Here is a 22,087-nt window from a genome sequence, read left to right as displayed (position 1 = left end):
CACTGATATGCCTCTGAAGAGGAACAACTGGAATGTATGCTTGTGTTTCGTGGTCACTCAAAAGCTTTAACTATAAACTTGATTACTTTTGTTGATGCAAACAAAAAGAAGGTTCCCGAAACTCGGAAACCTTCATAAATACTGCTTATTCTATAGAGCGCGAGACGGGACTCGAACCCGCGACCCCGACCTTGGCAAGGTCGTACTCCACCAACTGAGCCACTCGCGCATACAAATTATAAATTTTATTCATTTGCTACAACACTGGAATTATATCATACGTTTTTATTAAATGCAAGAGGTTAATATCATTTTTTTGTTGTTTTGTACTATATATTTCCATAAATTCCTTCTAATTTCAACTCTTTTGGACATACACTTCTCAGCCCGAACATAGCCGATGAATTTGTTCTTCCCCTTCTATTTCTTTATACCCAGGGACTATTTCAAAGGTCGACTTCTACCATTATTTGTTATATACTATTACTCATAATCCACACACATAAATCGTTCACGCCTGTTTCGGAGGGATCATGGATTTTAAGTCTTGTATTGATAAAGAGCATAGTATTTTAATGGAAGGCGCTCTGGGAGAGCGGCTCAAGAGAGAATACCATTTGCAGTTTAATGACCAAGTGGCTATGGCAGATCTTATATACGATGCCAAAGGACAATCTGCTCTCGCCAGTCTATGGCAGGAATACATCCATATAGCAGGATGCCATGGCCTGCCTTTTTTGGCTACCACGCCAACCCGCCGGGCAAACAAAGAACGGGTGGCCTTAGCTGGATATTCCTCCTCCATTATCACCGATAATGTGAAATTTCTCCGCGGTATGCAGCAAAAAAGCGGCATAGAGATGTATGTCGGCGGGTTGATGGGCGCTAAAGGGGATGCTTATACAGGAAAACCGGCATTGTCACAAGAGGAGGCACGGTCATTTCACCAATGGCAGGCTGGCTTATTCCTTAAGGCGAAGGCTGACTTCCTTTATGCCGGAATTATACCTGCGCTGCCGGAAGCAGCAGGGATTGCTCAGGCTATGGCAGATACCGACTTACCTTATATCATCAGTTTTACCATTCAAAAAGATGGAAAACTAATTGACGGAACGGCAATTGCTGATGCCATCGCCTATATTGACGGTCTGGTCCAGCCGAAACCGGTCTGCTATATGACCAATTGCGTCCACCCGGGAATTGTATATCAGGCGCTGTCACAGCCCTTTAACCAGAATGCCCTTGTACACAGCCGTTTTAGGGGAATTCAGGCTAATACTTCGCCATTATCCTACGCAGAACTGGATGGCTCTTTGGATTTAAAATGTTCAGACCCAGTACAATTTGCAGAAGAAATGATGAAGCTGCGACGCATAAGCAGCATGAATATATTTGGCGGCTGCTGCGGTACAGATGGCAGACATATGGAGCAGGTAGCCCGCAGATTACGGGCATAATCGCTTGTTCGCTCCCGGCACCTGCAGTTCAAATTCAGTAGCTTTTTTCAGCAAAGAATGATAAAATATAGAAAGATATTGCATACAAGTTTCAATTCATTCCTGTCCTGTCCATACCTGGTACTCATATAAAACCATGTACCAGAAAAGCCTTATGTTAATCTTTGATGGCAAACAGGACAGCTACCAACGCCCCTGGCGTTATTTATTTGATTTGTGCCGCCAGTCAAGGCGGCAGAACGGAGTTTTACATGTCACTCATACCGTTTCAAAAATTGCCGCCCCGGAGACATACGGAAGATGCACGCCAATATGCATACCGGATTATCCGGCATTTCATTTTGAGCCTTCATCTGCCCCCAGGCCGTAAGATGAACGAGGTAGAACTTGCAGATGCGCTGAGCATAAGCCGGACGCCGGTCCATGATACGCTCTACAAGCTTTCCCGTAAAAATCTGGTGGACGTCATCCCACAAAAGGGAGCCTTTGTATCCAGAATTGACATTAACCGAATTGAGCAAACCTTATGGATTAACAAGCAGCTTGGGACAGCCATGCTTCAAAACATCTTCATCCGAAAAGTGAAACGGCCTCAGTTTGATATTCTTTATCATAACCTGATGCAGCAGGAGGACTATCTGGCCCAAAAGGACTTATCCCAGTCCGTCCGGCTGATCACCGAATATTATCATCTGCTTTATGATCTGGCGGGCAAGATGGACTTTATCTGGGAACCCGTCCAGAAAGCCGGAATGGACTTGCAAAGACTTTTCTACTTATCTGCCTCCGACGCTTCCGTAATGGAAGACTTTCTCAGGGATTTAACTGCTCTTACTGATGCGCTTGCAGAACGGGATACAGACCGGGCATGCACCATTTACCATCATCATTTGGCCCGGATCCTTTTGTTAATATCCCCTTTGAAGGAACGCTATCCGGACTATTTTATTGAAAGTAATAAAGAACAGACAGATACCAGTTTACAGGAACAGAAAGGGCTTCTTTATGAAAAATGAGATCTATCAAAATATGTTCACACTGGCCGGAAAGAAGGCCCTGATCCCGGGAGGAACCGGAGGTCTGGGAAGCGCCATTGCCAGAGCCTTCCTGCAAAACGGAGCTGATGTGGCTGTATGCGGCGGGCATCCGGAAAAGGCTGCCCATCTTGAGGAAGAGGCAAAGCAGGCCGGCCGCAGTTTTCTTTCCCTGCGCTGCGACATTCGTGACCGGGATGATGTGTCAGATATGCTTGATCAGGTGGACAAGGCATTTGGCCGAATCGATATCCTGGTTAACAGCGCCGGGATGAACAGGCTGCTTCCGGCGGAGGATTACGACGAAGATACCTTTGATCAGGTAATGGACTTAAATGTAAAAGGCATTCACACAGTAACCCGTGCGGTAGGAAAGCGTTTCATGATCCCCAACCGGTATGGGCGTATCGTCAATCTCTCTTCCGTAAAGGGCTTTATCGGCGCAAAACAGGATTATATCGCTTATTGCACCAGCAAAGGCGCAGCCAATATGTACACAAAGCAATTAGCCTGTGAATGGGGAAAATACGGCATTACCTGCAATGCCATCGCACCCACCTTTGTGCGGACGCCTATTAACTCATTCCAGCTGGATGATCCTGCATTTTTAGAAAAGCTGACGGACCGCATCCCTCTTGGGCGCATCGGCCGTGAAGAGGATATTGCTGCCGCCGCACTCTATTTATGCAGTGATGCCGCCTCCTTTGTGACCGGCCAGATCCTTGGTGTGGACGGTGGCTTAACGGCCATGCAGTAACAGGCGCCTGCAGATGAAAGAATCCATTAATCCATAAAACAGGAGGAACCACCCATGATTTTCGGAAACATATATAAACCCATGCTGGAGGAACAGCTTGCCGTGCTTCCGGCTCCCCTGCGCAATGCCATCCGCTTTTTAAAGGACAACGATATGGCAGCTCATGAACCAGGGGTATTTAACATAGAACTGGACGGCCTGCCCGTTATTCTGCAGGTCCTTGATTTAGAAACAAAAGACCGGGAGGACCTTCGTCCGGAAATTCATAGAAAAAATATTGACGTACAGTTTCTTGCCAAGGGCGGTCCGGAAGAGGCCGGTTTTTACAGCAAGGACGAAACAGGGCATGTTGACGAGGATCTTCTTGACACTCCCAGAGACATTCTTTTCTTTTGCAATGATCCAGAGGTTCTGGAGGGACGCATCCGCCTGGTTCCAGGCTCCTATGCCATTTATTTCCCTTGGGATGTCCATATCCCCGCTATCCAGGCCGGAGACTGTCCTACGGCGATCCGCAAGATCGTTATAAAAGTACCTCTTGAAAGCTGCCTGCCCGGTGACGTCCGGCAGGGGGAATAATCATGAGCCTGAACAAATATCTGACTGAACTTTCCATGAAGGATCCTGACCTGCGCCGTATGGCTCTGGAAAGGGTTCTGGAGCAGGAACACCTGCCCTTTGAACGCCAGGAAGAAGCGCCCTCACCCAATGCTCCCAGAGGAATCATCAATTATCTGATTTCTCCGGAAGACAGCAGGCCCAGCCTCTTGTTCTGCGCCCATTACGATGCGGTTTACGGAAGCTTTGGAGCCAATGACAACGCTGCTGCCCTTTGCATCCTGATCGCTCTTGCCAAAGCCCTGCGCGCCGAAAACTTTCCTGCACGTTTCGCATTTTTTGACGGAGAAGAAACAGGCAATACGGGAAGCCGTCATTATGTCAGCCAAATGGACCGCCAGGCCATTACCGGTGTGATTAATCTGGATGTATGCGGTTACGGTGATACCATTGCAGTCTATGACCGGGGGAATGCAAAAAAAGAGTCTGTACGCACTTTCTGCAGCAAGGAAATCCTGGCGACCCACAACGGCCTCCTGGTGAAATTTTTGCCTAAGAGCGACGAAGCCTCTTTCACCGGCCTTCGAATTCCTGCAATCAGCATAGCCTCAATTCCCCGTTGGGATATCCAATATCTAAATGCCCTTTCCAATCTGGGCAGTGGATTTTTAGGCCATCCCCCGGAGTTTGATATGATCCTCAGTCAGATGGATGTCTCAAGCACCATGCACGGCGGCTATCGGGACTCTCCTGAATGGGTTGAGCCGGAAGCCATGATACGTATATATGATTATCTTATGGATGCGCTGCACGCGCCGGCAGATAAGAAAAAGCGGTTCCTTCTGTTTTAAAAGCAGAAGGAACCGCTTACTTTATCAAAATAATTGATTAAAAATCAAAGGTCAGAACGATCTTACGAATGGACGGATCATGGCTGTCCACAAGGTCAAACGCCTCCTGAGCGCGAATCAGGGGGAAGGTATGAGAAACAGAACCGCTAAGATCCAGTTTTCCCTCATTGATCAGTTCAATGGCCTTTCCAAACATCTTATTCTGCAGACGGGAACCTCTTACATCAAGCTCCTTAGAGGTGACGGCAAACTGAGTGATCTCCGTAGGCGACGTAGAAAATCCCATGGTCATGACCCGGCCGGCATTTCCGGTAGCCTGGAGAAGCTGGGTCAGGGAATCCTTGCTGCAAACGGCATCTATGGAAACCGTGGCGCCCCTCATGTGAGTATACTCCTTAACCTTTTCCTGAAGGTCCTCCTTCAAGGTATTGATCGTATAAGCAGCCCCGTTCTTTTTAGCTGTTTCCAGCTTATCAGCCTGGATGTCCGCAACAATGATATGGTCACAGATCAAACGGGCGGTCTTTAATATGGAGCTTCCAAGAGCGCCGGAACCGTAAATTAAAAGCATGTCATCCTTGTCTAACTCTGCACGGGTGCAGGACTGGATGCCAATGGTGGCAGGCTCGATCATAACAGCGTCTTCATCAGAAAGGGAATCCGGAAGTACATAACAGTCTGATTCCGGTACGGCCATGTATTCACGATAGCCTCCGTCAATGTGAACGCCGCGTACAGCCAGATGGTCGCATACATTCCCTCTTCCGATCCGGCAGGGATAACAATGGCCGCAGCTTGTCACCTGGTTGATGATCACACGGTCACCCACCTTTAAGTTCGTGACTGAGGAGCCGGTTTCCGCCACTTTTCCCACCATTTCATGTCCAATGATCCTGGGATAGGTAGCCGCAGCATTGGTTCCATGATAAATACCTACATCAGAGCCACAAATTCCCGCAGCAGTCATTTTAATCAGCACGTTATTTTTTTCGTCCATTACCGGCATTTCTACATCGATGACTTTTAACTCATATGGTTTTACAATCTGTACCGCTTTCATAAGTCTTTAAATCTCCTTTATAATTTTAAGCCTGATCCTGTAGCTTGTATCCAAAAAGCATTAACGGATTTCCAGATACTGCTTAAGCACCTGATCCATCTCAGCTTTCTTCTCTTGTGTCAAAGGCAGCATGGGCTTTCTCACTTCTCCGGCCGGAATTCCCTGGCTGGAAACGATATACTTTAAGTTCGCGCACAATCCGTTCTTTAAAAGTACATCCAGGATGTTGTTGCATTTGGTCTGGAGGATTCTGGCTTCCTCCTCCTTTCCTTCCAGATACTGCTCCATCAAACGCTTAAACTGGGGCAGCATAAAATTGAAGCTGCTTCCGATAAAGCCGTCACAGCCAAAGGCAAGGAAAGCCACCATACAGCTTTCAAAGCCTCCAAAGCACTTAATATCCGGATTTATATTCCTCATCCGCTCCATCTGAAGCAGATTAAGATTGGTATGCTTTACAGATCCTATTGCACCGGATTTTAAAAGCACCTGTATATCCGGATGGGAAACTTCCAGCTCTCTGTGGGTGCTGGATGGGATGTTATAATAAAGAACCGGCTGGCCGATTGCCTCAGCAATATCGTAGTAATATCCTGCGATCTCCTTCTCCGAGAATCCAAAGTAAAGCGGAGGAGTCGCTGCAATATTCCGAATGCCCATATCCTTTGCCTTTTTCGCATAGAATACAGCCTCCTCCGTACTAATGGATCCTACATGAGCGAATATATCCGCACGGTCTGCATATTCTGAAGCAAGTTCAAAGGAACGGACCCTCTCCTCTCTGGTCAGCAGAAAGCACTCTCCCGAGCTTCCTCCGATAAAGAATCCATCCGCTCCCTCTGAAATATTTCTCTCCCACAGCTGCCTTGCAGCGGATTCATTGATTTCTCCATTCTCTTGAAACGGAGTGATGGAAGCAACATATAATTTCTTCATGGTTTGTAATCCCCCTTATCATTTGACTTTTTCCCCTGTACATGTATAAGACCCCTTCTCTGGGTCCAGCTTCACGAGAATAAATGATAAAGAGGCCGGTATCCGGCAGCGCATACACCCTGCGGCAAAAAACCAGCCTCTTTCTATATCCTGTTACCGGCTTTTGTCTTCCATAGCGTGTACCATTTCCACCAGGAACTCATGGATCGGTACCGGAATGCCGCATTTCTTTGCAGCCCTTACTACGGAGCCGCTGATCGTATCTACTTCTGTTTTCCGTCCATTTTGAAGATCTGCACGGATGGAAGTGCAGCCGTTAGGAGACATCTCCGATGTCTTCTTCACCTTTTCTATGATCTCATCGTCATCCGCATGGAGGCCCAGACCGCGGGCCACGGAAGCCGCCTCTTTAATCAGGCGGACCGTCATATTCCAGGCATGTTCATTGGATGCGATATACCCAATATCCACCTGAAGGATGCCTGTGACCGCACTTAATGATACATTAGTGAAAAGCTTGTTCCAGATAAGCTGCTGGATATTGGAATGGACATTTACCCGAAAGCTGCAGCATTCGAAAGCTTCTTTCAGCCTTGGAAGGAACTGCTCTTTATCTTCTGCCAGCATGCCTACGTTGGTATTGCCTGTACCGCCTCGTTTCACATAGCCAAGGCCCAAAACTGCGCCATTGTCTTCTGTGGTACCGATGACCATATGATCCCTGGAAACAAACTCCTCCAGGATATCCTCGTGGCCGGAACCATTCTGCAGGGTCATCACGTAGGTCCCAGGACCGATCAGGCTTCTGTTTGTATCCAGTGCTGCTTTGGAATATAAGGATTTAACGAACAGAATGACAAGATCCATAGGCTCCATACCCTCTGTGGAAGCAACAGCATTGGGACGGTAAACATGCTCCTCGTTATCTTCCAGAAGCTTGATCCCTTCCTTTTTAATGTGCTCCACAACTGCAGGAGCCGTATCTACCATATATACTTCATTGTTCAGGGACAAATGGGAACCATAGATGGAACCCATGGCCCCTGCCCCTATAACAGCAATCTTCATTAATTTCACCCTCTATTATTTCGAAAATTCCGCAATTCCTTCGATGGCATATGCGCGGATCGGGCAGGAATCCAGACCTTTGATCGGCATTGGAGCGTAGGACATGAAGAATGTGTCAGTGGTCAGCTCTTCTAAATTCTTTAATACCTCTAAGAATACCACATCAACCTCCATCAGAACGTCGTGGAATGCGCACACATCCTCGTTGTTGCTCTCAATGGAAACGCCGTCGCCAAAGCCAACGCATTTTACTTTCTTCTCCTTTAACCACTCTGCAGTCTCACGGCAGATGAAAAGGCGCTCATCCTCTTTCGTGTTGGAAGCAGGAGTGAATGGAGGAAGCTTGCGCGGGGAATCCAGGATAACGATATCTCCTTCTTTGATGCGGCCGCCGCAGGCTTTTTCTAAATCTTCTCCCTTAATCTTGCCGTTAGGCTCCATATGAGTGATGTTTACATAGATCGCACGGCCCATGAAGGTGCTGATCGGCAGACCCTGTACGTCTGTCCAGTTATCATTGTGGTGATATGGACATTCCACATGAGTGCCTAAATGGCTGGTTAAGTCCATAATGGTGTGGAAATCCGGGATTGGACCACCTGTGTTAAAACGGAATAAATGACACCTTCTTGTCTCAGTTTCCGGATCCAGCTGCTTTGTTAAATCAATGACTCTTAACCCATTTCCCAGTTCATATGCGCTCATTGTTTGTACCTCCTGTGTTAAAAAATAGTTTTTTCTTTCTCTATTTATTATACCAGTATACCGGTATACCGGTCAATCTTTTTTTATTGACTTCATGGTTCTTTTCAGGTATGATAATTTCCGTAACACTTATAGCCAGACAAGGTTGTCTGGTATTTCCAAAAACGACAGGAGTCTTTCATGAACGATACCGGTTCCCTGCAATATCAGGCTTATCATACAATTAAAGAACAGATCCTTTCCAAATCCCTGGACTCAGAGGTTTTATACTCGGAAACCAGACTGGCAAAGGAACTGGGGATCTCCCGGACCCCTCTGCGTGAGGCACTTCAGTATCTCTCTCAGGAAGGTTATATCACCATCATTCCCAGCCGAGGATTCATGATCCGGCGTCTGGATAAGGAGACCATGCGGGAATCCATCCAGGTCCGCTGCGCCATTGAAGGCTTTTGTGTCCATCTGGCCGCAGGCTGCGAGGATAAAAAACGGCTTCACAAGCTTTTAAAGGATATGGAAGAATCCCTTGCCAGGCAGAAAACCGCTCTCTCCGCAAAGAACTTCCCGGAGTCCTTTACCGAAGAGGACCATCAGTTTCATATGCTTTTAGTCCATTTCGCTGAGAACGGCGAATTTGATCATCTGTTCCAGCGCCTTCTTTATACCATACATCTGACCACTGCCAATGCCCTGACCGTTGCCGGCCGTGCACAGGCTACCTATGAAGAGCATTTAACCTTTTACCAGCATCTGAAAAAAGGGGATAGCATCCAGGCCTATCAGGTCCTGATCAATCACCTTATGATGCCTTTGACCATGAATATCATTTAACGTTTTCTGTCCGACCTGGAATTACAATAGGCCGGACAGATTTATTTTTTAAAGAGCGATCTTTACTACGACCTTCTTTACATCACAGGGCATTCCTGCCGCGCAGCGGGGCTTATGGGCATCTTCAGGGGCCACAATGATTAAATCTCCTTCTTCCAGCAGAACGCTTCCGCTAAACTCTGGTTCTTCATAGAAAATCACATCGTTTTCCTCGATCCGTTCTTTCACCTTTAAGCCGTCTCTTTTGCAGATGCCGAACTGTTCCCTTCCGGAAACCATGTACTGAATATCAAAATATTTCTCATGGGTCTCAAAGGATCCCTGCTCTGCAGGAAATGTGGTGTATTCCTGTACATTAGCCACCACGATGTCTCCCATGACCTGATAGCTTCCTGCCGGTAAAGAACGGATATCCGTTTCTCTCAGCCACTCATAGGCTGCCCGGAATTTATCTTCCAGATAATCGTATGTTTCTGCAACTGAAATATTAGAAAAAAGCATAAGTTTTCTCCCTTCTGCTCCCCATGAGGAGCAGTTCCTTTTTATTTGCTTGCAATATCCTTTGTATCCAGATTGCCTTCTGAAATGGCAACCACCTGGGCCCAGACAGTCTCATCCACGGATACGCCATCCTTCATGCTGCGTTCCCTGGTAGTAATGGTACGTTCTCCCGGACAGGTAACCTGGCCACCTTCCCGCTCCGGATGGCTTGCATCCGCTGCAGCAACACGCCGGTTAAGCATTTCCTGGATTTCTTCCTTTGTTCCGAAGAGATATGGATCATAAGCAATAAAAATCTGACAGCAGCCAGTGCAGCTTCCTCTTCCTTCCTCATCCATATCAAAACCGCTGTTTCCATTTGCCATAAGAGCAGCTGCCAAATCTAACGCAATTGCCATGCCGCTTCCCTTCCAGTATCCGGTGGGAAGGATCCTTCTGCTCTCCTCGATGGCTCCCGGATCATCCGTCAAGTTTCCGTCTTTATCAAAGCCTCCGGGGAATGGAAGCTTTTTGTCCGCCAGACGGTAAACTCCAAGCTTTCCATAAGCATACTGGCTCATCGCCATATCAAGAACAATCGGACCATCCTCTCTTGGAATGGCAATGCAGAATGGGTTATTTCCGACACCCGGCTCATCGCTGCCCCACAGAGGCATACAGCTTTCCGTATTGATCCAGCTCATGCCCATGAAACCTGCTTCCGCCATTCTCCAGGCATAGGTGCCGCCACGCATCCAGTGAGTCGTATTTCTCAGTGCAACGCATCCGATCCCATGTTCCTTGGCAAGCTCCATGGCCCGGTCTGCACAAAACATTGCATTTGTAATACCGATTCCTAAATGTCCGTCGTAATTTTCAACGGCTCCCCTGGCCCCTAAAAGCTCCGGCTGACCCTTTGGATCCACCCAGCCCTTCTGCACATATTCTACAAAACGCGGAACACGGTTTAGTCCATGGCTCTCTACTCCATCGGCACTGGACTGGGCATGGATAGTTGCGCAGGCCTCAGCCTGTTCCATGGTAAGCCCTGCATTTAACAACGCTTTTTTTATTGTTTCTTTTACTGTCTCAAATGGAATTTTTAAACTCATATCTTCTCCTGCTTTCTCTTAAGCGGTCCGCGGCGTTCTCCCCGCACAGACCATCATCTCCTCGTAAAGTCCGCTAGCTTCTTCCGGTGAATAGCCATAGACCAAAAATACATCCATTATATAGGGGGAATAGGTGATTCCCATGATCTCCTGGGCAAACCCCATTGCCGCAATTTCGCTGAAGGCGATCACGTTGGAATCATTATGAAGAAAACCAAGGGACCACAGTCTGACTTTTTCTGTCTTCGTGAAAATTTCATGTTTGTACTGCTCTTCCACGAAATGAAAAAGCTCGTGGGCCAGCAGAAGGCGGCTGATATCAAGCCCCTCTGCTAACAGCTCCGAGATCCCCGGCCTTTCAAAGAGCTTCTCCCCTTTTTTCACCGCATCCATATAGATGCAGATTTTATTAGGTACCCTGTATTCAGCGAAAAGCACCCGGTCGGTTTTCTCCGGGAATTCCGGAAAGGAGATATCCATTCCCATGGCTTGTGCCAGCTTCTTAGGATCCCTGGTCTGGTACTTTTCACGAACCTTCTGTGCATATTCTCTGCCGCAGGCCAGACTTTTCTCCATCCATTCCTTTCGCTGCTCCTCGTTAAACCTTCCATTTAAAGGTTCTCTGGAAAATGCATAGGAATACCAATCCACCGGCTCAATTTCCGCTAAGTCATTTACCATGTCCTCGATTGGACGTACGTCAAAGTGAGGGCGCTCATACACGCTTGTCCTTTGCTTTCCGAAAAGTCCATCTGTAATGGGCTTTAGGGCATTTCGAAACTCTTCCTTCTTCATAATGATTAAATCTCCTGTACGGAAGCTATGATCATAACATCTTCCTCTGGCTCCCGGTCACCTAAGTCCAGATTCATAAGAAGCATAACCTGCTCCAAGTCTACTGCACTGTAGTCGCATACCCTGGGGCCGAAACATACAAAGAAATCCGGACGCAGCACGGTATCCGTCTTAAACACGGCATTTTCCTTCCAAAGCTTTTCTACAACCTCTTCGTAATCCTTTGCCTTGCATTTCTCTACAACACCGTCGGAACACTGCACTTTAATGAATCCCTTGCTGTCTACAATACGAAGAGGCGTTTTACCGTCTTTCTCTCCTTTATAAACATAAAACTTGTCTGTCATCTCAGCCAATTCCACATTGCAAATCTTGGGACCGAAATCCTGTAATGCAAGCTCGCAAGCCTCTGGCTCCTCGCAGGCCTTTAAGAGATCTGTAGTCTTTACCTCTGTGGATCCTGTGGCTATGGCCGTCACCTTTCCTGTCTGGCTGTCGATCTCTATATGGATTTCTACTGAATCAGGAGAAGCGCCTGAACTGACTGCCAGATCTGCCGCCTCTTTTTTCAGCTCACGGATGTCTTCCTGTGTTGGGTTTGGTATGACTCGCTCAACCACGTCACGAACCATGGACAGTGCCACGCCAATGGAAGAAATTACTTCCGCATTTTCCGGGATGCTGTACTGCAGTCCCATCTTGCCGGCGCAGTAAGGAACCAGGGAAGCAGCACCGCCGCCGCAGCCAACCAGTTTCATGCTGTCATGATCCAGTTTGTACTTTTCAGCCAGAGAGTTGATGCAGGCGTTGATCTTTTCAAAGTCCTTATCCAGAATCTGGGTAGCCAGTTCTTCTACTGTTATGCCAAGCTTATCAGCAACAGGCTGCATAGCTTTTCTGGCGGAATTTGCATTGCCGTGGGCAAAGTATTTTTCATCAATAAGTCCCAGGACATTTGCAGCATCCGTATTGGTAAAGCAGATGCGTTTTCCATTCTTTAACCGCAGGGTCACATAGTCGCCCGGATCTCCTGGCTTTGGACTGACCATTTCGATCTGTGGATCAACGATCTCTTCTTCCGGCATAAAGCAGGCATATTCACAGCCGGCGATATGAGCGGAACGGGGGCCTACGTCTACCACGCATTTATCATTGACACGGACCATGGAACCGCCTGCGCAGCCTAAGATCCTTACATCCAGAGAGTTGATATAGGTGTCGTGACCGCCGATTTTGGCATAATCCACACCAGGACGGCCGTTCTTAATCACGCCGATGTTAGTGGTAGTACCTCCAACCTCAAAATAGATGGCATTGGAAGCGCGAAGATACATGAGGGAGCCCATAACTGATGCTGCCGGACCGGAAAGTGCCGTTAAGATCGGACGCTTTCTCATTTCGCCGATCTCCATAACACCGCCGTCACCTCTCATAATCATTAAGGGCACGTTGACGCCTGCAGATTTTACTGAGGTTTCTGTTGCATTTGCAGTCATCATCATCTTCGGAAGAATGGAAGCATTGATTGCTGCCGTACGGGTACGGCGGGTAAGTCCGTAAAGTTTTGTAATATCGGAAGCCATTGTTACAGGCTCATTTTTCTTCTTTGCGCAGTCATGGATCATCTGCTCTTCCCCCATACTGTCCACTCCAAAAGCCATGGATGCCACCATTACCTGAGAGCCTTGGGCAAGCAGATCATCTATGTTCTTATTGATGATATCTTCTGTCAGCATTTTTTTCTTAATAAAGGTATTATACACCTTGATCATACGGCCGACTTTTTCATCCAGCATAATGTCTTTTAAAGCCAACTGGCGCTTTGCCAGAAAGCCCTCAAGACCACCCCCTGCTACTCCTACGACTCCAACGCTTGCCACATCGCCCTCAATAAAGGCATTGGTAGCCTGGGTGGTGGAGTGAGCCACGAAAACCACATCTTCCGGAGAAATATTATTTTCGTTCATGCAGTTCTTAAAGCTCTGCACAACACCGGCAGCAACGCCGTCTTTATGGTCATGTGTCGTTTTTACTTCGTTTTTTCCGATAATATCATGGGTATCGTTATCCATTGCAACGCATTTGGTATAGGTACCGCCTACGTCAATTCCCATACGAACCGGTCTGTGTATTCGTTCTGCCATTAATTTTCCATTCCTTTCTATTTCCTAGCCACGCATTCTGGCATAAAGGTATACTTGTTAGGTGCTTGCACCTTAGTTTTAACAATATTTATTCTCTCATTCAGATGAATTGTGAAAAGCGTCCGGGTGCGCAAAGGCGCGCCCGGACCTATGAGGGATCTATCTTAGATTTGGAGAGTTCGAGTTTTCATATTTATTGTGCAGCTCGGTTCGCATGCTGCTTATCGAACAGCTATTTTTCTAAAGTAAGGCTGTGCTTGCGCTTGCCATCATTAAGAAAATATTCCTATGAAAGGAACCATGCGGCGCCAAGTCCGCCTAGCATAATAAAGGTTGCGACATACTGCAGCACACCGGTAAGATATGCATTGGGGATGGATAGCTTTAGGAAATCTTTTGATTCAACCTTTGTATAAGCAAGTCCCCATGCAACCCATGACTGGGTGATACAGCTTCCGATATTTACTGTAATTGTCGGAATAGCGAATACCGCATATAAGAACGGTACAGAGAAGGAAGCAACATTGGATAACACGCCAAGGGTTGCGGCTCCACAGCCAACCAGAGTCATCGGTCCACGGAACAATCCCATGCAAAGCAGAACAGCAAATACGATACAGACTACGATCTCGCTCTTTGGCATTACGTTGCCTAAAATCACCTTGAAATAAGGAGAAGCATAAGCTGCTACCTGGTTAAACATAGGCAGAGTAAGAAGGAATCCTACTAGTGGAGCGGTATCAACCACACCATCATAGAACAGCTTGTTAACAAGCTGGCAGTTCTCTTTGAACGTTCCATTCATTCTTCCGCAAAGGAACAGAGCCAGGAAACCTGCGATTACAAAGCCGCCGATTACGGAGAAATCCAGCCAGATCTTAAGAACAACAGGTACAACAGGAAGAAGCAGTGTGTAGAAAGGAGCATTCTTCTGTTCAGATGCTGTACTGCGGGTCTGAGCAGCCCATGCATGTACGGTTTTTGCACGCTTTAAATAGAATGCTGCCAGCACTGTTGTTGCAACCAGCATGATAACCAGGGCAGCATAACCCCAGTGTGATGCATACCAGCCAAGGGTAAACTCCGGCATCTCTTCTGGTTTAATAAAGAATGCACGGCACTGTGCAAAGTTTACCGGGTTTAAGTAAATACCTGATGCAACGGAACCCATAAAAGTAAACAGTGCAACAGACTTGGGAATTCCCAAAGACATAAGAATTGGAAGCACGATAACGCCGATTGCGATAACCGGGCCAGCTCCTGTCATGGCAGTGAAGATCAAAGCCGTAACAATGTTTAGCAGAGCCACTGTAACAAATGGCTTATCTCCGCCTAATTCAACGGTCTTACGGATCAGAGTGGAAGCAATTCCGGTATCCATAAGCACGCGGCCAAACCAGGCACCCCAGCAAACGTTTACCAGAGTGGTTCCCCAACCTTCAGGGGCTGACTGGTAAATCTTGTTTAAGGCAGCGATCAGTGTGTTGTCTTTTCCAAACTGCAGGATTGGATTAGACGCCAGGAATGACTCACTTGCAAAAAATGTTCCTCCAATTGGAAGGATAGTCCAAAGAAGCGTAATCAGCAGGAAGCCGATCATCAGGTTATGACCCTTGATGCAGTAATACGCCAGGCCAAAGAACGAAATTAATAAAATGATTCCAATAATGTACTCCAAAATAATACCTCCTATGACTTTTTATTCTCCATACAATGCAAACTCTTTTGCCGCTCCCTTAAGGCGGCAGTCTCTCTCAAATCTTTACCCATACTCCTTTCATCTTTTCTGCCCATGCCTTTTGGACATAAAGGTATGCCCGCAGGGCTTTCATCATAATAATAAATATTTATTTCTATCCGGACCGGTTTTTACGCCTGTCCGGAAAAGAACTGCGGATAGATTCCCCGAAGCGTTCCCGCATTCCAAAGAACCGAATTAAAGTGATTGGCGCAGATCAGGCATGCAGCTTCTGCATCCCGGCGCTTTAGATTATCAAGCAAAAGACGTCCTTCCACCTGGACATGCTCAAGGCTCGTCAGGGAAGACATGTCTGTCTTATAGTTAAATGTTGTATACTGAAGATAATTCAAACGCAGCAAATCACAATCCATAGTCCTAAAAACCTCCCAGACATACTCATGGCCGCAAAAGGTAGAAAGCAGATAATGAAGCTGCTGCTCCACAATCAGAAAATCAATGGGATTTTCTTTATCAACCTCGAATTTCTGATAGCTAAGGACCTCTTCCAGCTGTTCAAGCTGAGATTTTGTTAGACCCTGGCGGCAGATCTCCTCAATGATTGCCTGTTCCAGCACATTATGAGAAAAAACGGCCTGCCTGATTCGTTCGCTGTCAAGCAGCGTGACCTCAGTTCCTCTCTGAGGATAAACGACGATATATCCTTCCTCTACCAGACGGGAAAGTGCATCTCTCACCATCGTCCGGCCGGCATTCATCTGACTGGAAAGAATATTTTCACTCAGGCGTTCACCTGGCCGAATATCCAGATTCAATATCTGCATGCGCAGCTGATTATAGATGTCGCTTCTCTGGTCACCTTTTCCTACTTCCACTTCCATCACTCTTTTGCCTCCCTATGAAAACTGTTGTATCTAATTGCACACAAGCACTTGTGAGGATTGCACATCAGTATCCCGCCAAATGCATATCAGTACTCGAAATACGCGTTTTTGCATTCATTTTCTATTTGTTTACTTTGTAAAATATATCATATCCGATATTTAAAATCAACCATTTTATTAGCATTTTCTACATTATTTTTTTATCTTTTGGCGTACTTATGGTTTTTTTCACAAATAAACGCCATTTTTCCCTAAAAATATTCCGGCAAAAAGATTGCATACAAGTTCACTCGCAATCTTCAAAAATCCGCCTCTATTGTAGTGCAGAAGGCCATAAACAAACCCTTTTCATAAAGAAAAAGGAGCCTCGCTCCATGACCGGTATCCAGTCATTTTGCGAAACTCCATATTAAAAAATTTTAAAAGTTTACAGGTTTGATGGCCTGTTTATAGTTCTCGTTGAACACGATTGATGCTTTCCAGTGCATTTTGAATGTCCTTGCAAATCAGTGGCTGCATACTGCTTTTATATCTTTTCAGATTGGCTGTTGGGGTAAACAGCACCGGAACTGCCGCATTCCTCCTCAAGCTGTTTCAGGCATTGATAAGCATAATTATTATCTTGATTCCTTAACCCATTTACTAATTCTTCGATTTTATCCATTGCCATTACCGTCCATTTCTTTGCGATGCTTATACTCCCTTTTCCAGTTTGCCGCGGTAATCCGCGATTCCGCCTATATCTGTGACAGAATAACCATAGGTCCGCAGGTAACGGCAAGCCTGTCTGCTACGGGATCCGCTACGGCAATAAACAAATACCGGATTGTTTTTGTTAAACTTAATGGATTCCAAACGATCCAGCGGCATATTAACACTGCCGGGAACATGGCCATTGGCATATTCCTGTACCGTACGTACATCAAGCAATACTGCATTGGACGTGTTGTTTGCCTGCTCAATTCCTGAAGCAAAATCCGAATGATTATAAAAAAAGTTAAATATGCTCATTTCAGCATCTCCTTCTCATTTAAAATATTCTTATAACGATGAATTCATTATAATGGTTATAAGGCGATGTCTCAGTGACATTGTTACACAAATGAGAATTATTCTTATTTTCAGCATAGTAAAGAGCATGGCTGCTTAAGTCACCGGGAGAATCACAATCCGCTTCGCTGCTTGATAACTACATCACCATGGCCTCTTTTTATCTAACCACCCCATGGATTCCCAGTAATTCACATCCGCCGGGTTAAAATGAAACTGTTTGTGCATAAACCTCATGGCATAAAATAGAGTTTTAACCTTTAAAGAAGATGTTACAGGTTTATTTTTTCTCTTGATTATATCCGAAAGCCTGTCAATTTCCTTTTGCAGCTTTGCCTTCCTTTTGCCGGCCACAGTATCCCAATCGCTTCCATAGACATTCCTTCCAAATGTATAAATATGCGAAATGCCCCAAAAGGTCATGCTATCCTTTAAATCCCGAAGCGCAGACCTGGTACCTGCACCCGCAGCCGTGGAAATGAGAAGAACCTGCTTATGAAACATTTCCTTTCTCGGCTGATGGGCCATCCATTGGTATCCAAAATGGTCAAGAAACGCCTTCATCTGCCCCGGAACATGATAGACGTAAACTGGTGCTGTAAAAATCAGTAAGTCAGCTTCAAGCATAGACTCTAAAATCGGCTTCAGATAACCATAATCCGGACATTTCCTATAATTGGTAAAGCAGTTCCAACACCCAATGCAAAAATTTGGCATATCTTTTGGGAGAAAAAATTCCTTTACGGAGTCTGTTCCTGAAAGATTCCGAATAAATCTCTGTGCAATGTTGTAAGTACTGGATTTTGACTTTCTCTGCGTTGCATAAATCACGGTAATCTTCATGGCTCAACCCTCCAGTAAATGTATCCAAAAAAGCTAAATTCATCCAGTTATTATTATACCATATAAGTAAAAAATATAACATTATTGCTATAATTTTGGTTACAAGCAATTGTTAATGATTAATTACTTGACGTATCCATTCCTAAATATTATCATATAACCGTAAGGTATAAACGAATGATAAATCCCTTTAGACATTCTGGCATTTCCCAACATAAAAGGAAATGAGCTGATCAGCGGGGAAATAGGAAGAGAGAATCATAATAGACAATTAATAAAACTAGTTATTATGAAGAAGGGAGTTAAACAAAATATGCTGAAAATAGCATTATGCGATGACAACCGGTGTTCGATTAATCAATACGCGGAGTTAATTTCCCAAATTGCGGAGAAGCATCAGATAAAGATCCAGCTTTCCAGTTATCTTAGCGGAGAATCCTTGCTTTTTCATTTTTCCGAAGCCCCTGAACAAACAGATATTATATTTTTAGATGTCATGATGGGCAAAACAGATGGGTTGGAGACGGCCCGTAAACTGCGGGATTGCGACTGCAAAGCTCAAATCGTCTTTTTAACCAGTTATGAAGATTATGTTTATGAAGCATTTGATGTAAATGCTCTCCAATATCTTTTAAAAGATAATACAAGTTCAGAAAAGTTTGAGGAAGTTTTCCTGAAAGCAGCAGAGCTTGCCTCAAAAAAGGAGGATGAATTATTTACTTTTGAATTTGACGGCAAGACAAGCGCGGTCCCGATCCATCAAATATCTTATTTTGAAATTTGGCAAAGAATTGTAACGGTACATTACAGCGAAGGAAAAACTGCGAAATTCTATGGCAGCATGGAACGCATAGAAAAAAGGCTTTCCGGAAAAGACTTTGTACGGTCACACCGTTCTTACCTGATTCACCTGCCCTATATCGTGACATTCAGGCAGCAGATCGTCCAGTTAAAAACCGGAGAAACAGTTCCAGTAGGAGTCACTTACGTTCAATCCCTGAAAAAGGCATTTTCTGATTATATTTCACGTTTTCATATTTATGCTTCCAAAAATTTATCTTAGAAGAAGGAGAAGCTATGATCTATATTGTTATCCCAGTAGTTCTCCTGTATTATTATTTTTTTCTGCTTTACTACCGTAAGCTTTTTCCTATGCAAAAGAGAAGGCCTATTCAAGTTATGCTTATTCTGGCAATTATTGCTTCATCGTATATCTTCCTAACCCCATTAGGTATACGATGGCTAAGGCTTACGATAATCATGATCGCCATGACCATAGGGCTGCGCTTTTCCACCGGTATGGACTTGCTGCAGGCAGTCTACGGCGGAAGCTTCTCAGTGTTAAACGCTTACTGCTTCCGCGGCATGCTTGCAGTAATCAGCGCGATTATCTTCTGCGGTCACGATCTTTCTAATATAGAGACTTACTATGCAAGTACCGTTTTCGTCCTTCCTTTAGTACTATTATTCCTTACAATCTTAAATAAGACTATTCTCCCCGATGACAAGGTAAAGCTCTTTTTGCATAGCCGCAATCAGCTTAAATATGTCGTCACATATGAAATTACAGCCGCAGCAAATTTGGTTGTCATTAATTCAGGACGTGATTTATTTCCTTGTGATATATTTTCAACCGATAACTTCTTATCTCCTTACGGCTGGTGGTATGTAAAAATAGGCTTAGGAGCTTATGTCCTTACCATTGGCATGCTCATCTACGCCATTTACCAATCGGTCCGGAGCACGGAACTGCAGGAGTACCAATGGAGAATGGAAATGCTGGAGGAGCAGTATGAACGGCAGGTGCGGCATTACAAATCATATCAGAAATACACGGAAAGCTTCCGGGCTTTCAAGCATGACTACCGATCCATGATGGTAGTATTAAAATCATTGATCCGGTCAAATGATAATGAAAAGGCTCTTCTTCTGATTGATGACATGTTTGAAGAGATGCAGAAAAAAGTGGTTGTCCATAAAAAATATTCCGACAGCGTTGTTCTGGACGCCATGCTTCAGGATCTTACCAATATTTGTGAAGAGAATCAAATTCTTCTTTCATCAAACGTTTTTATTCCCCGTAACACGGGATTGTCGACAATTGATGCAGTCCGTATTTTTTCGAATTTTACCAACAATGCAGTGGAAGCATGCCAAAGGGTCCCGGTTTCAGATCGGTTTATAGAAATTGTCAGTGCTAACGAAATGAAGTGGGTCACGCTTCAGGTGGTCAATTCCTATGACGGCAAATCACACGTACATAACGGAAAATTCCTTACAACCAAACCAGAAAAGCAATGTCACGGACTAGGGCTGGTAATCGTGGAACAAATTGCAGAAGGTTTAGGTGGATTTGTAATATATGAAGAGGATTTTAAAAACAAGAAATTCCTGGTCAGGGTCCATATTCCCAGGTTAAGCGAAAACCTGACAAAATGAAAAAGAATTGGGGCAAGCTGCTTCCTGCCTTGCCCTGATTTACAATCCCGGCCAGTCAATCGGATATTCGCAATCTCCTTCGCTGCTTGATGAGGTTAAATCTGCTCTTTCTTTTTGCTTTTTTTGCATGCATACATTCTCCGGTCCACTTCCTGCAAAAGATTTGACGTAGTATATCCAGATTCTGTGTTAAAAGACAAAATGCCGTGGCTGAACGACATCCCATAGGGCTTTGAAGCTGTGCACTCCAGCTTTTTCAGTACACAGTGCATACGTGATATGATTTTTTCAGCAGTATTCTCCATACAGTTTTTAAAGATGATGAAAAATTCATCGCCGCCATATCGGCAGACAACATCCGAACTGCGAACAGAGTGTAAAATCACCTTCGCAATGCTCTTAATGGTATAATCGCCCTCATCGTGTCCATATGTGTCATTAATTACCTTTAAGTTGTCAATGTCAATAAAGACCAGGCAACTTGGAACATCGCCGAATAACAGGGCCTTTTCCAGTTCCTTCAGCCCTGCTTCCCGGTTATATACACCTGTCATGATATCTGTCGATGCAGTCATCTGCAAGCGGTGTTCTCTGGTTTTCCAATCACTGACATCCTCGATAACATACAGGTACAGAACCTGACCATTGGGCAGCATGCACCTGTTTGACATAATACGATACCATGTGTTATTGCTGTCATCATATACTTCACGAAAAACCGGAAATTTATCCTGCTCTCCGAGCTCTGCGATCAATGTCAGCAGGGCATTGCCCTGAACCTGCTGAATCGTCAGATATTCAATATCCCTCAATATCCGTTTCGCAGGGCGATTGGCATATACGACATGTCCGCCAAAATCTACCTCTAACACGGAAATATGGAGGAGATCAAGCGCCTGAAGGATTTGATGATAACGCCAGCTGCTGACAGGAGCCGGAATCTTCCCGGCTGCCTCCCCGTTATCTCTTATCGATGCGTCTGCAACCAGGTCAATCAATCCATTAAACATATCAAACAGTTCTCCGGTACACTCAAGCTTGCTGACCACATATCCTTCTTTCAGCAGTTTCCCGCTCTGGGTCAAAACGGAGAGCCGCGAGTGCAGCTGCTTAAGGGGACCGGACATATAATTGTGCCTGGCAGGAAGCGGTCCATTCAGCCTTCCTTCCGATAAGTCAATCGCCAGATGGTTCATTTCATTGATATCATGAGTCAATTGATTGATCTGTCCAATAAGTTTCTGCCATTCCGGCGCAGAGTCCTCTGCCTCCAAAAAGCCGCATTGTTTCCCGGTCAGCAGGTTATCTAATAAATTTTGTATTGTTATAAGCATCGTATGATCTTCCTGGTTCATCTCCTGCCTCCTAATCACGACTCACACCTCTA

22 protein-coding genes and 1 tRNA gene are annotated in these 22,087 nt (G+C 45.4%); 8 read left to right on the top strand and 15 right to left on the bottom strand.

The genetic code is table 11. The features are described 5' to 3' along the window. Positions 1–156: 156 nt before the first annotated feature. Positions 157–229, bottom strand: a tRNA-Gly gene (locus BMW45_RS08270). 304 nt (positions 230–533) lie between these two features. On the opposite strand from BMW45_RS08270, the gene BMW45_RS08265 reads away from it, so the two are divergent. The 5 genes from BMW45_RS08265 to BMW45_RS08245 all read left to right on the top strand — a co-directional run bounded on the left by BMW45_RS08265 (position 534) and on the right by BMW45_RS08245 (position 4,657). Then, the gene (locus tag BMW45_RS08265) at positions 534–1,457 is read left to right on the top strand and encodes a homocysteine S-methyltransferase family protein (RefSeq protein ID WP_092242152.1); all 924 of its coding nucleotides are present in this window, start codon (positions 534–536) and stop codon (positions 1,455–1,457) included. Between the two features lie 167 nt (positions 1,458–1,624). Then, a complete protein-coding gene (locus BMW45_RS08260; RefSeq protein ID WP_242882955.1) occupies positions 1,625–2,473 on the top strand; it encodes a GntR family transcriptional regulator in 849 nt (282 codons plus the stop codon). Next, on the top strand, positions 2,463–3,248 hold the full coding sequence (locus BMW45_RS08255; RefSeq protein ID WP_092242142.1) for an SDR family NAD(P)-dependent oxidoreductase: 786 nt from the start codon (positions 2,463–2,465) through the stop codon (positions 3,246–3,248). Before BMW45_RS08260 ends, BMW45_RS08255 begins: the two co-directional genes overlap by 11 nt. Positions 3,249–3,302: 54 nt before the next feature. Beyond that, positions 3,303–3,827, top strand: a complete 525-nt coding sequence (locus BMW45_RS08250; RefSeq protein WP_092242139.1) for a NanQ anomerase/TabA/YiaL family protein — start codon at positions 3,303–3,305, stop codon at positions 3,825–3,827. A 2-nt stretch (positions 3,828–3,829) separates the two neighbouring features. Further along, complete coding sequence (locus BMW45_RS08245) at positions 3,830–4,657, top strand: M28 family peptidase (RefSeq protein WP_092242136.1); 828 nt, start codon at positions 3,830–3,832, stop codon at positions 4,655–4,657. A gap of 37 nt (positions 4,658–4,694) precedes the next feature. On the opposite strand, the gene BMW45_RS08240 is transcribed toward BMW45_RS08245, so the two are convergent. The 4 genes from BMW45_RS08240 to BMW45_RS08225 form a co-directional block, all read right to left on the bottom strand. Further along, on the bottom strand, positions 4,695–5,717 hold the full coding sequence (locus BMW45_RS08240) for a zinc-binding alcohol dehydrogenase family protein (RefSeq protein WP_092242134.1): 1,023 nt from the start codon (positions 5,715–5,717) through the stop codon (positions 4,695–4,697). A gap of 60 nt (positions 5,718–5,777) precedes the next feature. Beyond that, positions 5,778–6,653 (bottom strand): dihydrodipicolinate synthase family protein, encoded by an 876-nt coding sequence (locus BMW45_RS08235; RefSeq protein ID WP_092242132.1) that lies wholly within the window; start codon positions 6,651–6,653, stop codon positions 5,778–5,780. 153 nt (positions 6,654–6,806) lie between these two features. Continuing rightward, positions 6,807–7,721 carry a ketopantoate reductase family protein gene (locus BMW45_RS08230; RefSeq protein WP_092242130.1) on the bottom strand — a complete coding sequence of 305 codons (915 nt, stop codon included), beginning with the start codon at positions 7,719–7,721 and terminating at the stop codon, positions 6,807–6,809. Between the two features lie 15 nt (positions 7,722–7,736). Then, on the bottom strand, positions 7,737–8,426 hold the full coding sequence (locus BMW45_RS08225) for a cyclase family protein (RefSeq protein ID WP_092242124.1): 690 nt from the start codon (positions 8,424–8,426) through the stop codon (positions 7,737–7,739). A gap of 180 nt (positions 8,427–8,606) precedes the next feature. Here BMW45_RS08225 and BMW45_RS08220 point away from each other — a divergent pair, with 180 nt between their 5' ends. Further along, positions 8,607–9,254 carry a GntR family transcriptional regulator gene (locus tag BMW45_RS08220; RefSeq protein ID WP_092242121.1) on the top strand — a complete coding sequence of 216 codons (648 nt, stop codon included), beginning with the start codon at positions 8,607–8,609 and terminating at the stop codon, positions 9,252–9,254. Between the two features lie 48 nt (positions 9,255–9,302). Here BMW45_RS08220 and BMW45_RS08215 read toward each other — a convergent pair whose 3' ends face one another. The 9 genes from BMW45_RS08215 to BMW45_RS08180 all read right to left on the bottom strand — a co-directional run bounded on the left by BMW45_RS08215 (position 9,303) and on the right by BMW45_RS08180 (position 18,261). Continuing rightward, the gene (locus BMW45_RS08215; protein ID WP_092242118.1) at positions 9,303–9,755 is read right to left on the bottom strand and encodes a NanQ anomerase/TabA/YiaL family protein; all 453 of its coding nucleotides are present in this window, start codon (positions 9,753–9,755) and stop codon (positions 9,303–9,305) included. A gap of 41 nt (positions 9,756–9,796) precedes the next feature. After that, positions 9,797–10,846, bottom strand: coding sequence for a 3-dehydro-L-gulonate 2-dehydrogenase (yiaK, locus tag BMW45_RS08210; protein WP_025230317.1), 1,050 nt, complete (start codon positions 10,844–10,846; stop codon positions 9,797–9,799). Positions 10,847–10,864: 18 nt separating this feature from the next. Beyond that, complete coding sequence (locus BMW45_RS08205; protein ID WP_092242117.1) at positions 10,865–11,641, bottom strand: hypothetical protein; 777 nt, start codon at positions 11,639–11,641, stop codon at positions 10,865–10,867. A 5-nt stretch (positions 11,642–11,646) separates the two neighbouring features. Then, the gene (locus BMW45_RS08200) at positions 11,647–13,785 is read right to left on the bottom strand and encodes a hydantoinase/oxoprolinase family protein (RefSeq protein ID WP_092242116.1); all 2,139 of its coding nucleotides are present in this window, start codon (positions 13,783–13,785) and stop codon (positions 11,647–11,649) included. 286 nt (positions 13,786–14,071) lie between these two features. Next, the gene (locus tag BMW45_RS08195; RefSeq protein WP_092242113.1) at positions 14,072–15,463 is read right to left on the bottom strand and encodes a citrate transporter; all 1,392 of its coding nucleotides are present in this window, start codon (positions 15,461–15,463) and stop codon (positions 14,072–14,074) included. Between the two features lie 191 nt (positions 15,464–15,654). Beyond that, positions 15,655–16,365 (bottom strand): GntR family transcriptional regulator, encoded by a 711-nt coding sequence (locus tag BMW45_RS08190; RefSeq protein ID WP_092242110.1) that lies wholly within the window; start codon positions 16,363–16,365, stop codon positions 15,655–15,657. A 529-nt stretch (positions 16,366–16,894) separates the two neighbouring features. Next, positions 16,895–17,032, bottom strand: a complete 138-nt coding sequence (locus BMW45_RS27775; RefSeq protein ID WP_166433302.1) for a hypothetical protein — start codon at positions 17,030–17,032, stop codon at positions 16,895–16,897. Positions 17,033–17,061: 29 nt separating this feature from the next. After that, the gene (locus BMW45_RS08185; protein ID WP_092242100.1) at positions 17,062–17,379 is read right to left on the bottom strand and encodes a rhodanese-like domain-containing protein; all 318 of its coding nucleotides are present in this window, start codon (positions 17,377–17,379) and stop codon (positions 17,062–17,064) included. Between the two features lie 183 nt (positions 17,380–17,562). Further along, on the bottom strand, positions 17,563–18,261 hold the full coding sequence (locus tag BMW45_RS08180) for a flavodoxin family protein (protein ID WP_092242098.1): 699 nt from the start codon (positions 18,259–18,261) through the stop codon (positions 17,563–17,565). A gap of 313 nt (positions 18,262–18,574) precedes the next feature. Here BMW45_RS08180 and BMW45_RS08175 point away from each other — a divergent pair, with 313 nt between their 5' ends. Together BMW45_RS08175 and BMW45_RS08170 are read left to right on the top strand one after the other, a co-directional pair. Then, complete coding sequence (locus BMW45_RS08175; RefSeq protein WP_092242096.1) at positions 18,575–19,324, top strand: LytR/AlgR family response regulator transcription factor; 750 nt, start codon at positions 18,575–18,577, stop codon at positions 19,322–19,324. A gap of 14 nt (positions 19,325–19,338) precedes the next feature. Further along, on the top strand, positions 19,339–20,700 hold the full coding sequence (locus BMW45_RS08170) for a sensor histidine kinase (RefSeq protein ID WP_092242093.1): 1,362 nt from the start codon (positions 19,339–19,341) through the stop codon (positions 20,698–20,700). 95 nt (positions 20,701–20,795) lie between these two features. Here the strand turns inward: BMW45_RS08170 and BMW45_RS08165 are convergent, their stop codons facing one another. After that, positions 20,796–22,055 carry a GGDEF domain-containing protein gene (locus BMW45_RS08165; RefSeq protein WP_092242090.1) on the bottom strand — a complete coding sequence of 420 codons (1,260 nt, stop codon included), beginning with the start codon at positions 22,053–22,055 and terminating at the stop codon, positions 20,796–20,798. Positions 22,056–22,087: the final 32 nt, after the last annotated feature.

The sequence above is a fragment of the Lacrimispora sphenoides genome, from assembly GCF_900105215.1.
Taxonomy (GTDB): domain Bacteria; phylum Bacillota; class Clostridia; order Lachnospirales; family Lachnospiraceae; genus Lacrimispora; species Lacrimispora sphenoides_A.
Note: the sequence above shows the minus strand (reverse complement) of the source record. Positions and strands in the feature narration are given on the sequence as shown.

Excerpts from the sequence above, each read along its gene's own strand:
- BMW45_RS08265 (WP_092242152.1), top strand. The coding sequence starts at position 534 with ATGGATTTTAAGTCTTGTATTGATAAAGAGCATAGTATTTTAATGGAA.
- BMW45_RS08260 (WP_242882955.1), top strand. The coding sequence starts at position 1,625 with ATGGCAAACAGGACAGCTACCAACGCCCCTGGCGTTATTTATTTGATT.
- BMW45_RS08255 (WP_092242142.1), top strand. The coding sequence starts at position 2,463 with ATGAAAAATGAGATCTATCAAAATATGTTCACACTGGCCGGAAAGAAG.
- BMW45_RS08250 (WP_092242139.1), top strand. The coding sequence starts at position 3,303 with ATGATTTTCGGAAACATATATAAACCCATGCTGGAGGAACAGCTTGCC.
- BMW45_RS08245 (WP_092242136.1), top strand. The coding sequence starts at position 3,830 with ATGAGCCTGAACAAATATCTGACTGAACTTTCCATGAAGGATCCTGAC.
- BMW45_RS08240 (WP_092242134.1), bottom strand. The coding sequence starts at position 5,717 with ATGAAAGCGGTACAGATTGTAAAACCATATGAGTTAAAAGTCATCGAT.
- BMW45_RS08235 (WP_092242132.1), bottom strand. The coding sequence starts at position 6,653 with ATGAAGAAATTATATGTTGCTTCCATCACTCCGTTTCAAGAGAATGGA.
- BMW45_RS08230 (WP_092242130.1), bottom strand. The coding sequence starts at position 7,721 with ATGAAGATTGCTGTTATAGGGGCAGGGGCCATGGGTTCCATCTATGGT.
- BMW45_RS08225 (WP_092242124.1), bottom strand. The coding sequence starts at position 8,426 with ATGAGCGCATATGAACTGGGAAATGGGTTAAGAGTCATTGATTTAACA.
- BMW45_RS08220 (WP_092242121.1), top strand. The coding sequence starts at position 8,607 with ATGAACGATACCGGTTCCCTGCAATATCAGGCTTATCATACAATTAAA.
- BMW45_RS08215 (WP_092242118.1), bottom strand. The coding sequence starts at position 9,755 with ATGCTTTTTTCTAATATTTCAGTTGCAGAAACATACGATTATCTGGAA.
- yiaK (WP_025230317.1), bottom strand. The coding sequence starts at position 10,846 with ATGAGTTTAAAAATTCCATTTGAGACAGTAAAAGAAACAATAAAAAAA.
- BMW45_RS08205 (WP_092242117.1), bottom strand. The coding sequence starts at position 11,641 with ATGAAGAAGGAAGAGTTTCGAAATGCCCTAAAGCCCATTACAGATGGA.
- BMW45_RS08200 (WP_092242116.1), bottom strand. The coding sequence starts at position 13,785 with ATGGCAGAACGAATACACAGACCGGTTCGTATGGGAATTGACGTAGGC.
- BMW45_RS08190 (WP_092242110.1), bottom strand. The coding sequence starts at position 16,365 with ATGGAAGTGGAAGTAGGAAAAGGTGACCAGAGAAGCGACATCTATAAT.
- BMW45_RS27775 (WP_166433302.1), bottom strand. The coding sequence starts at position 17,032 with ATGGATAAAATCGAAGAATTAGTAAATGGGTTAAGGAATCAAGATAAT.
- BMW45_RS08185 (WP_092242100.1), bottom strand. The coding sequence starts at position 17,379 with ATGAGCATATTTAACTTTTTTTATAATCATTCGGATTTTGCTTCAGGA.
- BMW45_RS08180 (WP_092242098.1), bottom strand. The coding sequence starts at position 18,261 with ATGAAGATTACCGTGATTTATGCAACGCAGAGAAAGTCAAAATCCAGT.
- BMW45_RS08175 (WP_092242096.1), top strand. The coding sequence starts at position 18,575 with ATGCTGAAAATAGCATTATGCGATGACAACCGGTGTTCGATTAATCAA.
- BMW45_RS08170 (WP_092242093.1), top strand. The coding sequence starts at position 19,339 with ATGATCTATATTGTTATCCCAGTAGTTCTCCTGTATTATTATTTTTTT.
- BMW45_RS08165 (WP_092242090.1), bottom strand. The coding sequence starts at position 22,055 with ATGAACCAGGAAGATCATACGATGCTTATAACAATACAAAATTTATTA.